The organism is Paenibacillus xylanexedens, assembly GCF_017874615.1.
In the GTDB taxonomy this organism is placed as follows: Bacteria; Bacillota; Bacilli; order Paenibacillales; family Paenibacillaceae; genus Paenibacillus; species Paenibacillus xylanexedens.
Genome location: NZ_JAGIKV010000042.1, coordinates 1 through 16,321 on the forward strand (window position 1 = coordinate 1; position 16,321 = coordinate 16,321).

Below are 16,321 nucleotides of genomic sequence, written 5' to 3' on the forward strand. Positions count from 1 at the left end.
CCTGTTACGCCTGTTGCACCTGTTACGCCTGTTGCACCTGTTACGCCTGTTGCACCTGTTACGCCTGTTGCACCTGTTACGCCTGTTGCACCTGTGATGCCCGTTGCACCTGTTACGCCTGTTGCACCTGTGATGCCCGTGGCCCCCGTTACGCCCGTTGCACCTGTCTCTCCGGTTGCACCTGTGATGCCCGTGGCCCCCGTTACACCCGTTGCACCTGTCTCTCCGGTTGCACCTGTGATGCCTGTTGCCCCAGTTACGCCCGTGGCCCCTGTCTCGCCGGTTGCGCCTGAGATGCCTGTGGCTCCTGTGATGCCTGTGGCTCCTGTGATGCCCGTTGCACCTGTTTCACCGGTTGTACCTGTGATGCCCGTAGCCCCAGTTACGCCCGTTGCTCCTGTTTCACCGGTTGTACCTGTGATGCCCGTAGCTCCAGTTACGCCCGTTGCACCTGTTTCACCGGTTGCACCTGTGTTCCCTGTGGCACCAGTTATGCCCGTTGCTCCTGTTTCACCGGTTGTACCTGTGATGCCCGTAGCTCCAGTTACGCCCGTTGCACCTGTTTCACCGGTTGCACCTGTGTTCCCTGTGGCACCAGTTATGCCCGTTGCGCCTGTCTCTCCGGTTGTACCTGTGATGCCTGTAGCCCCAGTTACGCCCGTTGCACCTGTCTCTCCGGTTGTACCTGTGATGCCCGTAGCTCCGGTTACGCCCGTTGCTCCTGTCTCTCCGGTTGTACCTGTGATGCCCGTAGCCCCAGTTACGCCTGTTGCACCTGTCTCTCCGGTTGTACCTGTGATGCCCGTAGCCCCAGTTACGCCCGTTGCACCTGTCTCTCCGGTTGCACCTGTGATGCCCGTAGCTCCGGTTTCACCGGTTGCACCTGTGATGCCCGTAGCTCCGGTTTCACCGGTTGCACCTGTGATGCCCGTAGCTCCGGTTACGCCCGTGGCTCCGGTTTCACCGGTTGTACCTGTGATTCCCGTGGCCCCAGTTACGCCCGTGGCTCCGGTTTCACCGGTTGTGCCTGTTTCACCCGTGGCTCCTCCAGCGGGGCCAGTAATCCCTGTGGCTCCAGTTACGCCCGTGGCTCCGGTTTCACCGGTTGTGCCTGTGGTACCCGTAGCTCCAGTTACGCCCGTTGCACCGGTTTCACCGGTTGTACCTGTGGTACCCATAGCTCCAGTTACGCCCGTTGCTCCTGTCTCACCAGTTGTGCCTGTGATTCCCGTAGCTCCAGTTACGCCCGTTGCACCTGTTTCACCGGTTGTGCCTGTGATGCCCGTAGCTCCAGTTACGCCCGTGGCTCCTGTCTCTCCAGTTGTACCTGTGATGCCTGTGACTCCACTTGCACCCGTTGGACCTGTTGCACCTGTTGTCCCTGTCTCCCCAGTTGCACCTGTGGTCCCCATAGCTCCAGTTACGCCAGTTGCACCTGTTTCACCGGTTGTGCCTGTGGTGCCCGTAGCTCCAGTTACGCCCGTGGCTCCTCCAGCGGGGCCAGTATTCCCTGTTGCTCCAGTTACGCCAGTTGCACCTGTTTCACCGGTTGTGCCTGTGGTACCCGTGGCTCCAGTTACGCCCGTTGTACCAGTCTCACCGGTTACGCCTGTGGCTCCATTGGCTTCTAACAATTCTGAAGATACGATACGGTGAGGCGTTACGAGCTGTCCCGTGGAGTTTTTTCCCCAAACTGAAATTTCTACTTGTTGTTCTGCTAAACCGCTCGTTGTAAAGACAAATTCAAATACGTCTAGGTTTGCAAAATAATCTTTTTTTATGGCTTGATTTGGATTTACGCTAATTAATTCGAGTATATATTCCGTTCTAGTCCCGTTTAGGTAATAACCCTGAATTAAAACAATTGCATTCGTAACCGTATTTCTATTATCAATATTAATGGTCAACTGTTGTGTTGGTCTTACACCACTAACGGGATTATTCTCGATCGGCCCAGTTGATAAAATGGCCATTTATCCCCCCCCTTTCTTTACGTTTTTAGGAACAGGAGAGAAATCTGCGTTCCTTATATCCTAATCCGTCTCTAACTCCTATAGACCGACAATTTCAACGGCTTGGTCATCCTCTTCTCTGTGCCACATATTTGTATCCATTCATGGTGTACTTTTATTTTTTCATTAAAGTGAACTACTTGACTTTGGAAAGCACTTGTACCGTTACAACAAAAAAAGCCGCTAAAATAGCGACTTTAATGGGTATTTGTTCTTTTACATAAGATAATTATGCTCAGATTCCCGGATTAATCAAATATCCTAATAAATCTTGAATTTTTGTCGCTAATTCCCCACTAAAAAAGGGAACGAATAAACCGACGGGTGTTTCATTACACGGCGGTTTGTTTTAATTTATCAACAGCTAGCTTTCCGAAATATTACAAGTCGGACTAGCGCATACTAAGGAACAGTTGGCTGAAGCTTACATAACGGAGGTCTCATCATGGTATTTACAATCACAATTATCATCGTTGCACTGTTTGCAATATGGGGAGCCGTCGCTCCTGATCAGCTGGCGGATGTGGCTAATGTTGCCTACAACTTCTCTATTCAGAATTTTGGCTGGTTTTATTTGCTAGCGACACTGTTCTTCCTGATCTTTGCTTTCTATCTGGCGTTCAGCCGATTTGGCGGTATTAGGCTTGGGGATGACGATGATGAGCCGGAGTATTCTACGGTTTCCTGGCTGTCCATGCTGTTTAGCGCTGGTATGGGCATTGGGCTGGTGTTCTGGGGAGTTGCTGAACCGCTGTCCCACTATTTATCTGCACCTGAGGGGGCGGTACCCGAAACAACGCAAGCAGCAATACTTTCAATGCGTTATTCCTTTTTCCACTGGGGGCTTCATCCTTGGGCTATCTATACCGTTATCGGCTTAGCGCTTGCTTACTTCCAGTTCCGGAAAGGATACAAAGGGCTGATCAGTTCCACCTTTATTCCTCTGATCGGTGAGCGTCTTGCTGCAGGATGGCTTGGTAAGGTCATTGATATTTTGGCGGTCATTTCCACCATCTTTGGTGTTGCGACCTCGCTTGGATTGGGTGCTCTTCAGATCGGCGGGGGTCTGAATCACTTATTCGGTATTCCTAACTCGACTCTGTCTCAGGTTGTCATTATCATAGTTGTAACCATACTGTTTTTAATCTCGGCAACCTCCGGTCTGGATAAAGGTATTAAGATTCTGAGTAACGTCAACCTTGTTATAGCTCTGTTATTGATGGTGTTTGTATTGGTGACTGGACCGACTTCTTTTATATTTGACACATTCACAACAACCTTGGGCAGTTATATGCAGAATATTATTAACATGAGTTTGAGACTGACGCCGTTCTCAAGAGAAACCTGGATTGGCGCATGGACGTTATTTTACTGGGCATGGTGGATCTCGTGGGCTCCTTTTGTCGGCACTTTTATCGCAAGGGTATCCAGAGGAAGAACCATAAAGGAATTTGTAATTTACGTCATGGTTATTCCAAGTCTTTTCGGATTTATCTGGTTCTCCGTCTTTGGCGGAACAGGACTTCACATGGAATTGTTCAATGCCGCTCATCTGGCGGAGGCTGTCAAGGAAGATACGACAACCGCTTTATTCCTTATGCTGGAGCAGCTACCTTTAGGCACGATCGTGGCATTCATCGCCACAATGCTGATCATGATCTTCTTTATTACGTCGGCTGATTCAGCTACCTTTGTACTGGGCATGCTCACTTCAGATGGCAAACTGAACCCAAGTGCAAGAGTGAAATTAACCTGGGGAATCATGCAGTCCTCCATCGCGGTAGTACTGCTAATCAGCGGGGGGTTAACTGGCCTCCAGACGGCATCCATTGTAACCGCATTGCCGTTCGCTATTGTCCTAATCGGTATGTGTTTCTCCCTGCTCAAGGCTCTAAAGGCTGAGGACAAAGAGCGCCGTCAGAAGGAAAAACGGCATCGCCAAAAGCTGAAACGACTGCTGGAGGAACAAGAAATTTCGCTGAATGAAATTTCCGGCAGGTAATGTATACTTGATTTCTATTATTGCTGGATTCTGGTAAAGAAATTACTGGTACTACATTCATGTCAATAAGTTTTAAATTTCACTATTTAGAGATGCATCAAAATCGGTACAAGTGCTTGTCCTTAGCTTGGGACAAGCACTTGTACCGATAAAATAAAAAAGCCACTAAAATAGCGACTTCAATTATAATATGTTCTTGTGCTTAGATATTTCCACGCCTAGTTACTGTTCAATGAATGACGAAATAGCGTTACTGAGGTTCGTTAGCGCTTGGAGCAAGGCGGAATTCCTTTTGAGACAGTCCCATTAACTTGGAAATCTGCCTTTAAACGCCTACATATCCTCACCCCCGACCATAAACAGAAAGAAAACAAACGAGCCATTTAGGCGGTTGCTTTCTTTATATTAAGAGTTACAGTTTCCTGTTATTCTCTGAATCAAATCCTATCAATATGCTGATCATTATGATAGCCATCTTCATTATAGTAATGGTCAAACTTTTTTTTCATGTTACTTGCGATCAAGTGGGTTCGGCGGTAATGAACAATGGCTCTAATGACGAAAAAGAGAAGCAACAATACAATAACAGCATAGATGATAGTCATCGACGAACTCCTTTCTAAAATGTAGATGTCATTCTTTTACCATTCAACCTGATCAAAACGCATATCTTTATAGTAGAGCTCTCGATCCTGTTCGGTAATCTCACGAAGAACTCTGCATGGATTTCCGACAGCGATTACGTTTGCAGGGATATTTTTGGTTACGACACTACCTGCACCAATGACACTTCCTTTGCCAATCGTGACTCCTGGTAGAATAATCGCTCCGCTCCCGATCCAAGCTCCATCTTCAATGACCACGGGTAATGCAAACATCCCACCTTCTTTGCGCTTCTCCGGATGTAGAGGATGATTGGTTACAGCAATCGTTACATTTGGCCCAAACATAACATCGTCGCCAATCGTAACTTTATAGTCATCAACCACGGTTAGATTGAAATTGATATATACATTATTTCCTACGGTCGTATTTGATCCGTATGACATGCGGAGTGGAGGTTCCATCCATACATTTTCACCTATGCTACCAAAAAGTTGTTTCATTAAGGCTTTGCGCTTCTCCACCTCATCTGGATGCAAATTGTTGATTTCATAGCAAAGTGCCTTACCTCGCTGGCGTGCTTTGGCTAATTCCGAAGCCTCTCTCGGGTAATTCACATCATCATCTGAAAATAATTGTTTGCTTGCCATTCGTTCACGGATGTTCATATCAACTTCTCCTTTATGAAAAGCTATTATTTATTAGAGTAAGTTACATAATCCTTGGTGAAGATCAGGTTTATGTAAAGTTTCTAGTTAAGTTATTGAGCCACTTAAACTGACGATAACGGGTGAAAGCAATAGGCAGTTTAATCAACTCATCTAGGCTGATGACAAAATATAAGAAAATGGGAGATACTTGCCAAACAAAAGCACATAGGTAACTAAGTGGTAGAATAATAAGCCACATCACAACAGTGTCACACCATAATCCAAATTTGGAATCTCCACCAGCCGGGAATATACCTGCTATAGTTGTGGAGTTAAACGATTTCGCTATACAATAGTATGCATTAATGTATAACATGCCATTTAGATAACTTTGAGCAACGGGGTTCAAATTGACCATGGAGTAAACCAAAGGTTTAATTAACAGAATCGTGCAGCCTGCAATGACTCCGAAAAATAAAGCATAATAACACATATGATTACCAGCATACCTTGCTTTCGCCATTTCACCCTGTCCGAGATACTTTCCAACAAGCACAGATCCCCCGGTAGCTATACCTCCACACAGAACAACCGCTAAGTTTTTAACTACAGATGCAATTGAGTTCGCCGCTACCATATCGGAGTTCACATGTCCTATAATGGCAGCCGTAGCGGTAAGTGCTCCTCCCCAAACGATATAATTCCCCTGTACGGGCAGCGTATATTTCAAGAAATCCTTTAATAGATTACGCTGAATGCGGTCACGTACTGGTAAACGAAAACGAATGGTTCCCTTCGTTAAGGAATGCATCATACAACATGCGAGTTCAATCATACGAGCCAACACTGTGGCAAGAGCTACTGCCGGAATCGCCAGTTCAGGACTAGATGGGTATAATACAAAAATGCAAATGGCATTAAACAAAATGTTCAAGATCAAACATAAGGAGCTAATCCACGCACCGAGTTTTGCATTTTCCATACTTCGAATTACACTAAGATACATTTGCGATAGTCCCATCACAAGATAAGAAAAGGAATTAAACTGTAAAAACCTTGAGCCATATTGAATTAATTCAGGATCATTGGTAAATAAGTTTATCAGTGCCTCTGGAATCAGGAAGGAAGACAGAAAAAACAGAATCGATATACATAAGGAGAACACGCAGGCAATACTAAGAATGCGCTGTATGGTTGGTGTGTCTTTTTTCCCCCAATACTGGGCCGTGAGGATACTCGCTCCTGCTGACAGCCCCATATAAAATAGTGTTAATGTAAACGTGATTTGTCCGGCGAGTGATACGGCTGCCATTGCAGACTGACTGATCATACCCAGCATGATCACATCAACAGATATCACCGTTGCTGATATCAGATTTTGTAATGCAATGGGGATCACAAGCGATATTAACTCTCGATTAAAGTCGCGTTTGCCGAAACCTTGAAGTTGCATGCGTTTTCTCACCTATATCTGTCCTCTCGATAGTTTTCGATAATATAAGAATAGTGCGAAATCATTGTTGTTTCCATCAATATTGGCTATACTTTTATTAATATCGTATACATTTATGCAAAGAGGGGATTCTCAATGACAGATTTAGAGGTGTTCTCTGATTTATCGGAAAGGTTGAATTATAATCTCCCTGATCTACCACTTTATGTCCGCAAGGGAAGTCTTCATCAATTTAATAATCATGCTGCAGTTGCTCATTGGCATGTGGATCTGGAGTTTATCTACGTATTAAAAGGATCAATGGATTTCTCTGTTAATGGTCGTATTACTCGGTTGCACCAAGGAGATGGACTGTTTGTAAATAGCCAGCGCTTGCATTTTGGTTATGCTACTGAGGATCACGACGATTGTTCGTTCCTAGTGGTCGTTATTCATCCCTCTATCCTTGGTGAGAAAACTTCATATCTTCAGACGTACTGGGAAGAGAAATTCAGTTCTAAAATGGCTGATTTTGTTGTGCTCGTGGAGCAGATGGCCTGGCAACAAGACATAGTACAGTCCATTCAGGAACTCTATCGGGAAATGCATAGGGAACATACGCCTCCCAATCCACTTCGTTTGGTATCCCAAGCGTTCTCATTGTGTGCTGCAATTGGCGATCAGTTGACGCCTGTTTCCGGTCAACCCGGCACATTAACGCATGTTCAGGAAATGACTCAATTCATTCACCAGAACTATGATCAGAAGATAACGCTTGAGGAGATCGCATCGGCCGGAGCTGTTTGCAGAAGCCGTTGTTGCCAACTGTTTAACAAATATGTGGGTCAATCGCCAAGCAACTATGTCACTCAATATCGACTTCAGAAAAGCTGTGAAATGTTAAAAGAAACACGGAGATCCATAAGTGAAATTGCACTTGCCTGTGGTTTTCAAAGCTCTAGTTATTTTTCGTCCATTTTCCGTAAACAGATGGGTGTAGTTCCACAGCATTATCGGAAACAAGTTACGAACAACGACTCGGACTCCAAGTAACGTCTTTTATCCAACAAAAAAAGCCGCTAAAATAGCGACTTTAATGGGTATATTTTCTTGTCACTCGACATTTCATTAGGAGATAAACATTGGTGTAACTCCATCCTCTGTATTAAAGCAAGTGCAATCTGAATCGGGATTTATTCACATTTTGGAGTCTCATCCCATCGTCTCCACCCCTACATCAGTTCAAAATGAAGTTGAGTCTCAGGAAACTCCGTATTTCCTTTCCACTGATTTGCACCGTATCCCAATTCCAGAACCGCAGCAATGCGCTCGTTACTCAGTACACCAAACATTTCAGTACGGCTCGGGTCGTACATCCAGTCATGCAAGGTACAACGCACACCCAGACTTTGCTCATGAGCCAGCAAGCGGAAATTCTGAATTAGGCAGCAGACAGCTGCAAAGTCCTCTTCCCGCTTATATTGATCCGCCTCTTCCTTCACCAAGACCAGAAGATACGCAGGGGCCTGGTTCTGTAATCCTTGCATGATGTCCCCATACTGGTTATCGGCAAAGATAAATCGCCACGGTTCTCGGAGGCCATCATTTGGCGCCCAAACAGCATGATTGAGCAATTCAAGGATTAGGTCCTGCGATACCGGTTGATCCAAAAACTCACTCGGACCGTCCATGTCTCCTTCCAGATCTGACAATTTCATGTTCATATCCTCCTCTTCTATGTAGACTGTCCTCGCAATACGGTCCACTTCTGCTCGGCTGGTGTCCTTTTCCGACTTCTTGGCGCTTTGTCGTAATATCCTATATGAAGAATACCAACAAATCTTTCATCCTCACGTAAGCCAATTCCATTGAAGAACCCTTCATGCTGAATCATGGACTCTGTATCCCATAACATTCCTAACCCTCGTTCCCAGCCCAACAGTTGGAAGCTCTGCATCACCCCGCAGGCAGCCGCATAATTGCGGTCATTGGTCAGACGATCCGGTCCTACAGTCGACATAACAATGACGTGCGCAGGAATATCGGTAAATCTCTTTTTAAAAACATCCAGAAGTTTCCCTGGAATCAGCTTGCCGAGCTTGCTTTGTGACATCTGTTCCAGCATGCAGTCCACCAACCGTTTGCGTGCTTCTGGAGTTCCGGCATATACTACACGCCATGAGCCAGACTCAACAAATGGTTGAAGCCTTGTAGCCTTACGCAGTAATTCTACAATTAACTCCTGGTCCACCGGCGTAGAGTTACATTTACGAATACTCCTGCGCTCCTTGATCAATTCCGCCAGACTCATATGCTTCACTCTCCTTTGTTCTATCTGGATTCAATATTTATACTGCTGTCTTGAAGAAATTGATGGATTACTTTTAGCTCCGTTTCCGAATATTTGTCGAGAGTACGATAAAAGCGCTCAGCCTCATGTATATGCAAACGTTCATGCAGTTCAAAGATCTTTTTACCTTGCGGTGACAACCGGAAATAGCTCTCCTTTTTGTTGTCGTTCATTTTCGTACGTTTGACGAATCCTTCCTCCAGCAGTTTGTTGCCAATTTTGGTGATACTTGCTTTGGACAAATTCATTGCCTCGGCAATACCCGTGTTGTTAATTGGCTCATGCTTGCCTATGCAATCTATCATATGAACCGCGGTCAAATGCTGAGGGATTTTCTCGATGCTTTCACGCTGGGCGATACTTAGGAAATGCTCGATTTCTGTATCCTTGTGGTTCTCATACACATGTAAAAAACGGATAAATTGGTCATAAAGCAACTGTTTTGTTCGATCTTTTGAGATCATTCTTTGATCGCTCCTTATTTACTTGTAAACAAAAATATTCTTTTAAAAATAGAGTTATTCTAAATAAATTCTTATATTTAGTTTACTGGTTAACAATATATCATGAATGATAATGCTTATCAACTATATTCTCTGACATTACAACATTACTCTATAATCCAGGACAGAGACCTGCCTTGAACGGATTATCTTTTAATCTGCTCGTTAGTTAAACAAAAAGCAGCCGATCACGCTGATCGGCTGCTTTCTTAAACATGGGTTATTGGATTCAGTATCGTTCTCTCTACTTAAATTATACTGTTATTTTTTATTTTTTTATAGACTGTTTTTTTTGAAATTCCTACACTATACTGCTAAATACAAAACTAAAAAAGAGGTGGATCAGTATGGATGACAAAAAAGTGATCATAGACCAAGGTCCTTTTTTTCATGGTACAAAAGCAGAACTGCAAATTGGTGATTTATTAGAACCACAGTTCTTATCAAATTACCAAGAGAAAAATTCTAACCATATATACTTTACTGCAACATTAAATGCTGCCAAATGGGGTGCTGAATTGGCAAGATCTAATGCAAAAGAAAGAATCTACATTGTAGAACCATTAGGAGATTTTGAAAGTGATCCTAACGTAACTGATAAAAAGTTTCCTGGAAATCCAACACGTTCATATCGATCTAAATCGCCACTTAAAATAGTAGCTGAATTAGCTTCATGGGAAAGGCACTCTGAAGAAGAGATTAATCACATGATTACCTCTTTGAGAAAACTAAGTGAAGAAGGAAAAAATATAATATATGATTGATTCCTCTCGTTAGTTAAACAAAAGCAGCCGATCACTTGGATCAGCTGCTTTCTTAATATTATTGAGTTAACTTTTCCTATCACTTTAAATTAACTTTTTCTCTATATCAAAAAGCTTAGAAATGCGGGGGAATAGACGAAAGGCATTGCCATAAGCGATCGCCTTCACGTTTTCTTCGCTGATCTGCTGTGCTTCTTGGAATACCGACTCCCTCTGTATACGAAGGACGCTGTCCGCTGGCCAAGGTATGTCCGCTCCGAACAGAATCCGATCAGGCGCAATCAACTTTTGGATCGTGCCGAGGTTCAACGTGGAATCATAATAAAGGTGGTCCAGTTTGGCTATTTCAGCTTGAAATTGTTCCGGTGTTGTTTCAACCTGAATCGAATCTTGCCCGATGGCGGCAAGCGCAATTCTCCATTTGATATACGGCACCATGCCCCCTGTATGGGGAAGAATGAACGTAATGGATGGGTATTGGTCGAAAATGCGATGAACAGCCATCGTAGTGACAGCACGCGTCGTATCGAAGGTGCCCTCAAGCAGTGCAGGACTAAGCCCAGCGATTTTTTGCGGTATGAGGATGGGATGCAGAAACACAACAGCACTGCGTCGATCCAATTCGGTTAACAATTCGGTGTAATCCGGATGGCTTAAATATTTCCCCTGATAACTTGTTAACATTGCAACACCATCCATCCCAAGAACATCAAGTGCATACAAGGTTTCTTCCATGGCTGCTGCGGGATCGGGGAGTGGAAGCGTTGCAAATGCACCATACCGCTCAGGATGAAGTTGAGCATACGATGCGAGCTCTTCATTCATTTTACGTGCCAATGCGTTGGCAGAAGATTGGTCGATGAACGTCAGGTCTGACGGGGCCGAAAGGAATGAAAACGAGATGTCACATACATCCATTTTTTGCATCCCGATCTCGGGCGTCCACTTCGGCATAAAACTTGGAATCTCCATTCCCAGCTCCCGTTGCTTTCGTTGCATTTCTTTAGAGATGATATGGTGGTGAACATCAATGACAGGATTAAACATGCGTGATCAGCTCCTTCTATTTATTTTCAAGCCATTGGTTTAACTGGTTTTGCTTTTCCGTCAATATTTTCTCTACGCCTGCATTCTTTAGTTTGTCGAGATAAGCACCCAGTTCTGACGGGTCAAAAGTTCCTGTCTGAAAGCCTGCATCATACTGGTTTTGGACGTTGGCCACCGAGGTAATTTGTGTTTTAACCGGATTGATGTCGAAGCTGAAGCCCATCGCCCTTGATTTTAGGGCACTCTCGTTTTCGCCCCTCAAGTGCTCCCACATGTCAGGATCGTTCCCTTCCCATATATAGGACATGAAATTGTTCCCCACGGCATATTGGTTTGAATCGTATCCTGTTGCGGTAACACCTTCCGGCTTGCCGATCAGGTCATTATCCTGCTTAACATAATGCTTGCCCTCAATTCCGTTGGTAAACAGATTAATGACTGCCTCGTCCGAGTAAAACAGTTCCAATACTTGAATCGCCTTATCCGGCTGCTCACTGTTCCTTGCCAAAGACATCATGTTGGAAGCTACGCTATTACGCGTCATATACGAGTCCTCAAGGGGTACGCATACAAGTTCAGTCCCAGCCGCAAGTGATTCCGAGTAACATTCATTGATATTCCGGATATACGAGAAGGCTTTGCCTGCCTTGATCAGATTGGAGCCCGTTTCTTGTGACGTTGCGACGTCTTTGCTGAAATAACCTTTTTGATACCAATCACGCATCAGGTCAGCCATTGTGGAGAACCGCGAAGTCGCAAAAAGGTTCTGCACGGTGAAGTCCTCCCCGCCAAAATCCAGTACGCCAGGTGCTGTTCCCAATGGATCAAAATTCAGCATGGCTTGTCCGGGTGTTTCCTGCGAGGTATAGCTGACAATCGGCGTGACACCCGGCTCCTTGTCCTTGATAAGCTGCAATACAGCAGAGATATCATTCCAGGTTTTTATGGCGCTAAGGTCAATAGCATGTTTATCGGCAAGCTCTTTATCCATCACAAAACTGGGAGAAAGTGCCCAAGCTTTAATGCTGGGAACACCATATGTTTCGCCATTCATCTTCCCGGCTTCTGCGGCTTCCTCCGGAACAGCCTCCAGTATCTTTTTACCAAATTCATTCAACGATTCGTCCATGGGCAGTAACTGCCCCCTGCCGATTTGGGACTCAAGGCCGAACCATACGCTGGTATACACCAGATCCAGTTTCTCGCTGCCCGCCAGCATCAAGTTCATTTGATTGGCATAGTTCGATCCATTAACAGGCAAGAGCTTCACGGTGGCGCCTACCTTTTCCGCTGTAATATCACTGATGGCTTCCTGAATTTCCTTAACATCCGTTACATCCCCAAAAGCCGGATACGTCATGACCACTTCATACATGTCTGTTGCTGAAGCTTTCCCAGGTTCTGCTCCTTCCTTACTGTCTGGGTTTCCGCATGCCGTCAACAATAGAGGGGCCGCACAAATTAAGGACATTACCTTTATGAAACCCGCAGGTAATCTTTTTCTGAACATCTTCATTCACTCCCCATGTTTGCTTTTGGATGAGACATCTTGGATACAAAGCATAACTAACCTTTTACGGCACCAATGGTCAATCCCTTGGCGAAGAACTTCTGGAAAAACGGATACGTTGCGATCAGCGGCAACACACCGATTACGGCAATAGCCATTCTCACACTGCCGAGAGGTACGGATGAGACAACCGCTGTCTGACCAGACAAACTGTTTTGCTGCAAGTACTGGACATCAGACAACATTCGATTAAGCAGGTTTTGAATGCTGTAGAGGCTTCCGTCATTGATGAAGATCAGACCGTTAAACCAATCGTTCCAATACGAGATCATGAGCATCAGACCAATGGTTGCCAGGCTTGGGAGAGCAAGCGGGAGAACGATTTTGCAATAAATAACCCATTCGTTGGCTCCATCCACATAGGCCGATTCCACGACTTCGCCGGGAATGGATGTGGAGAAGAAACTGCGCATCAATAAAATGTAGAACCCGTTGGTCAGTAAATTCGGGATGATTAGCGACCAGATGGTATCTTTCAAATGGAAGAGGTCCGTATAAACCAGGTACATCGGCACCAGCCCCCCATTGAAAAGCAGCGTGAAAAATACGAAGAATGACAGGAACGAACGAAATGGAAGGACATTTCTGGATAGTGGATAAGCGACCAGGGTTGTGATCAACAACCCAATGATCGTGCCCACGACCGTGATGAACGTCGTAATTCCATACGACCGCAGAATCAACGAATACTGATTAAACAGATACACATAAGCATCGAAGCTGAATTGAGCCGGTAACAAACGATAACCATCCCTAATAATGGCTTGTTCCTCGGTTAGGGAAGCGGATATCAGAAGTATAAACGGAAACACTGCAGCGATTCCCATCATGATGAGCACGAGGTGAACAGCCATTTGATATATCCTATTTGAATACATGTTGTCCTCCCCCTTAGCTAAAACAGCGCCAAATCCCGGTTTTTGCGACGAACGATCGCATTGGTCGTTAATACTAACAGAAAACCGACAATGGACTGGTACAGTCCGGCAGCGGATGACATTCCGAAATCCCCAAAAGTCATCAATCCACGATAAACGTATGTGTCAATGACATCGGTAGTCGTTTGCAGTGCACCCGAATTCAGCGGAACCTGATAGAACAATCCGAAATCGGAATTGAAGATGCGTCCCACTGCAAGAAGCACCATAATGACCATCGTGGGTTTAAGCAGAGGAAGGGTAATGCTCCAGACTTGCCTCCACTTGGATGCTCCGTCCAGCGTAGCGGATTCATAATATTCTTGGCTGATGCCTACAATTGAGGCCAGATAAACAATGCATGTATAACCGACGTTTTTCCACAGATATACGACACTTAATATAAAGGGCCATTTACCGGAATCCGCATACCACGACACGGGGTCAATCCCCAGCAAAGGAAGCACGTAATGATTGACGAATCCGTTTTCCTCGTTGAGCAATGCCAGAACCAAGTAAGCGACAATGACCATCGAGATCAGATAGGGCAGCAAAATGATGCTTTGGTACAGTCGGGAGGCAAATCGCTTTTTTACCTCGTTCAACAATACGGCCACAGCTATGGAGAGCACTGTTCCAAGCACGATAAATGCGCCGTTGTAGAGTAACGTGTTTCGGGTAATCACCCAAGCATCCTGCGTTTGGAACAGATAGGCGATCGAAGCCTACCCAGTCACTTCCCCAGATTCCTTTTGCAAAATTGATATCTTTGAACGCAATCACAATGCCGAACATGGGCAAGTAATTGTTGATGAACAGATAGACGATGCCCGGCAAAATCATGACCAATAACAGCCCATGCTTTCTGATATTTTGGATGCGGTTTGCATGGAAACCTCGACGCATGTCTCTCTCCCCCTGTTCGTAACAATGATGTTTGGTTTGTGTAACTCCTCCAACATCCCTCCTATTCCATGAATGTCAGTTTATATGACTCAAAATTGTTCTTATATGAATAATACGATGTAAGTAAGCCTCAGTCATTGGTGTGATTCACTAAAAAAAATGAATTCATTTGGATTATTAAACCAAAAGAAAAGCCTGTCTAAATTTAAATGTTATGTATTATGACATTTAATGCATTAAGCAACGTTTTATAAGCCCTGTGATCAGCCTTTTCATGCCAAAAAGCAACGCATCTGCAAAAGGATGCGCTGCTTCATGTTCAATTAAAGATTGTTACGAATGGATGGCTGCCATCTGTCTGCTGTTCGGAAACATTCGACCACCAACAAGCACACCACCCGAAAATACAGCTTCGCGTGGAGGTGCCGCCGCCAATGCATGCATCGCATTTATGGCATTTACCAACGAGAAAGTGCCTCTTTCACCTACTTTTGGAGTTAATGGCGCATTGGAAATAAGCTTGTACGTTTCTAACAGCCAGAAGTCTTCCACCCAACCGGATGCTTCAGCGAGACGTGACCCACGGGAGAGCATATCGCCATTTCCAAATGGGCTCCACGAATCCAAAATGTTATCGGAACCGATATGCACGGACACGCCCGTTTCCATCAACAGTTTGATGGGGGGCATAGGCCTGTCAATGGGCACACTCGTCATGATGGCTACACCGGTCGCACGCAACCTTTCCGCGAGTGAGCGCACCTCTGTTTCCTCAACCTGGCCCAAACAGTAGGCATGGCTTACCGCGGTACGGCCGGACATACCGGCTTGCTCTGTCAGTTCGGCGAAGCGGCTGATCGTGTATATTCCGAGATGACTCGGGTCATGCAGATGCAAGTCGATGCCCGCAGAGAATTCTGTCGCAAGTTCAAACATGGCTTCCAGACTGGCATCCACCCGGCGGTCCAGTCCGGCCGGATCCACACCACCAACATAGTTAGCTCCAGCACGAAGCGCTTGCCGCATGACGGAAACGGAGTCGGATCGAAGCAGGCCTTGCTGGGGAAACGCCACAATTTCCATATCGATGCGTCCCCGGTACATCTCACGCACTTCCAAGACCTCCTCAAGATGAGAGAGGCCAATTTGCGGATCCACGTCAACGTGTGTGCGGATTGCCGTTGTACCTTGGGCTAACATTAAATCCAACATTCGTTTCGCACGTTCTCCCGCCCCGGTCGGTAGTTCTCCCAACATACTTTTCTCAAATTCCAACTGTCCGGGCAGCGTGACAAACGGCTGCAAAGACTTCCACGGCTCCCCAATAAAATGCTTGTCCAGATGGGTATGCATATCTGCCATTGGCGGTACATAGTGGAGCCCGTCCGCGTCAATGACGGTTGTCGCCCTACCGGCAATATTTACAGATGTGAGATCCGCATCCGTTCCGGCAGTCTCAATGCTGACAATAAGTCCAGTTGCTTGATCAATCGTTAGATCAAACAGGTTTTCCGACCATTTGACATTTTTTACGAGTGTTAAGCCATTCTCCATAACTCCATCCC

Annotated in this window: 13 protein-coding genes and 2 pseudogenes; 3 read left to right on the forward strand and 12 right to left on the reverse strand. The window is 45.4% G+C overall.

The window, feature by feature from the left end; translation table 11 throughout:
- Positions 1-1,973, reverse strand: a 1,973-nt coding sequence (locus tag J2Z28_RS30110; protein WP_211085659.1) for a collagen-like triple helix repeat-containing protein, incomplete at its 3' end; no start/stop codon positions are given.
- Between the two features lie 484 nt (positions 1,974-2,457).
- Between J2Z28_RS30110 and J2Z28_RS30115 the strand changes: the two genes are divergently transcribed.
- On the forward strand, positions 2,458-4,014 hold the full coding sequence (locus J2Z28_RS30115; protein ID WP_211085660.1) for a glycine betaine uptake BCCT transporter: 1,557 nt from the start codon (positions 2,458-2,460) through the stop codon (positions 4,012-4,014).
- Positions 4,015-4,655: 641 nt separating this feature from the next.
- On the opposite strand, the gene J2Z28_RS31890 is transcribed toward J2Z28_RS30115, so the two are convergent.
- The 3 genes and pseudogenes from J2Z28_RS31890 to J2Z28_RS30125 all read right to left on the reverse strand — a co-directional run bounded on the left by J2Z28_RS31890 (position 4,656) and on the right by J2Z28_RS30125 (position 6,732).
- Positions 4,656-4,877, reverse strand: coding sequence for a DapH/DapD/GlmU-related protein (locus J2Z28_RS31890; protein ID WP_425320283.1), 222 nt, complete (start codon positions 4,875-4,877; stop codon positions 4,656-4,658).
- 228 nt (positions 4,878-5,105) lie between these two features.
- Positions 5,106-5,285: pseudogene (locus J2Z28_RS31895) on the reverse strand (maltose acetyltransferase domain-containing protein); the annotation flags it as partial.
- Positions 5,286-5,355: 70 nt separating this feature from the next.
- Positions 5,356-6,732, reverse strand: coding sequence for an MATE family efflux transporter (locus tag J2Z28_RS30125; protein WP_342357567.1), 1,377 nt, complete (start codon positions 6,730-6,732; stop codon positions 5,356-5,358).
- Between the two features lie 123 nt (positions 6,733-6,855).
- On the opposite strand from J2Z28_RS30125, the gene J2Z28_RS30130 reads away from it, so the two are divergent.
- Positions 6,856-7,752 carry an AraC family transcriptional regulator gene (locus tag J2Z28_RS30130; protein ID WP_211085662.1) on the forward strand — a complete coding sequence of 299 codons (897 nt, stop codon included), beginning with the start codon at positions 6,856-6,858 and terminating at the stop codon, positions 7,750-7,752.
- 179 nt (positions 7,753-7,931) lie between these two features.
- On the opposite strand, the gene J2Z28_RS30135 is transcribed toward J2Z28_RS30130, so the two are convergent.
- Genes J2Z28_RS30135 through J2Z28_RS30145 form a run of 3 tightly spaced genes read right to left on the reverse strand, consistent with a single transcriptional unit; the run spans position 7,932 to position 9,513 of the window.
- Positions 7,932-8,417, reverse strand: a complete 486-nt coding sequence (locus J2Z28_RS30135) for a nitroreductase family protein (protein WP_074095264.1) — start codon at positions 8,415-8,417, stop codon at positions 7,932-7,934.
- A gap of 17 nt (positions 8,418-8,434) precedes the next feature.
- Positions 8,435-9,010, reverse strand: coding sequence for a nitroreductase family protein (locus J2Z28_RS30140; RefSeq protein ID WP_211085663.1), 576 nt, complete (start codon positions 9,008-9,010; stop codon positions 8,435-8,437).
- A gap of 20 nt (positions 9,011-9,030) precedes the next feature.
- Positions 9,031-9,513: a MarR family transcriptional regulator gene (locus J2Z28_RS30145; protein ID WP_017688279.1), complete on the reverse strand. Its 483-nt coding sequence runs from the start codon at positions 9,511-9,513 to the stop codon at positions 9,031-9,033.
- A 386-nt stretch (positions 9,514-9,899) separates the two neighbouring features.
- On the opposite strand from J2Z28_RS30145, the gene arr reads away from it, so the two are divergent.
- On the forward strand, positions 9,900-10,316 hold the full coding sequence (gene arr, locus J2Z28_RS30150; RefSeq protein ID WP_127549338.1) for an NAD(+)--rifampin ADP-ribosyltransferase: 417 nt from the start codon (positions 9,900-9,902) through the stop codon (positions 10,314-10,316).
- An 84-nt stretch (positions 10,317-10,400) separates the two neighbouring features.
- Here arr and J2Z28_RS30155 read toward each other — a convergent pair whose 3' ends face one another.
- The 5 genes and pseudogenes from J2Z28_RS30155 to J2Z28_RS30175 all read right to left on the reverse strand — a co-directional run bounded on the left by J2Z28_RS30155 (position 10,401) and on the right by J2Z28_RS30175 (position 16,310).
- Complete coding sequence (locus tag J2Z28_RS30155; RefSeq protein WP_211085664.1) at positions 10,401-11,363, reverse strand: amidohydrolase family protein; 963 nt, start codon at positions 11,361-11,363, stop codon at positions 10,401-10,403.
- Between the two features lie 16 nt (positions 11,364-11,379).
- Positions 11,380-12,873, reverse strand: coding sequence for an ABC transporter substrate-binding protein (locus J2Z28_RS30160; protein ID WP_211085665.1), 1,494 nt, complete (start codon positions 12,871-12,873; stop codon positions 11,380-11,382).
- A gap of 56 nt (positions 12,874-12,929) precedes the next feature.
- Entirely contained in the window at positions 12,930-13,811 is an 882-nt protein-coding gene (locus tag J2Z28_RS30165) for a carbohydrate ABC transporter permease (RefSeq protein WP_211085666.1), read from the reverse strand.
- Positions 13,812-13,828: 17 nt separating this feature from the next.
- A pseudogene (locus J2Z28_RS30170) lies at positions 13,829-14,756 on the reverse strand (ABC transporter permease).
- A gap of 333 nt (positions 14,757-15,089) precedes the next feature.
- Positions 15,090-16,310 (reverse strand): amidohydrolase family protein, encoded by a 1,221-nt coding sequence (locus J2Z28_RS30175; protein WP_211085667.1) that lies wholly within the window; start codon positions 16,308-16,310, stop codon positions 15,090-15,092.
- Positions 16,311-16,321 lie beyond the last annotated feature (11 nt).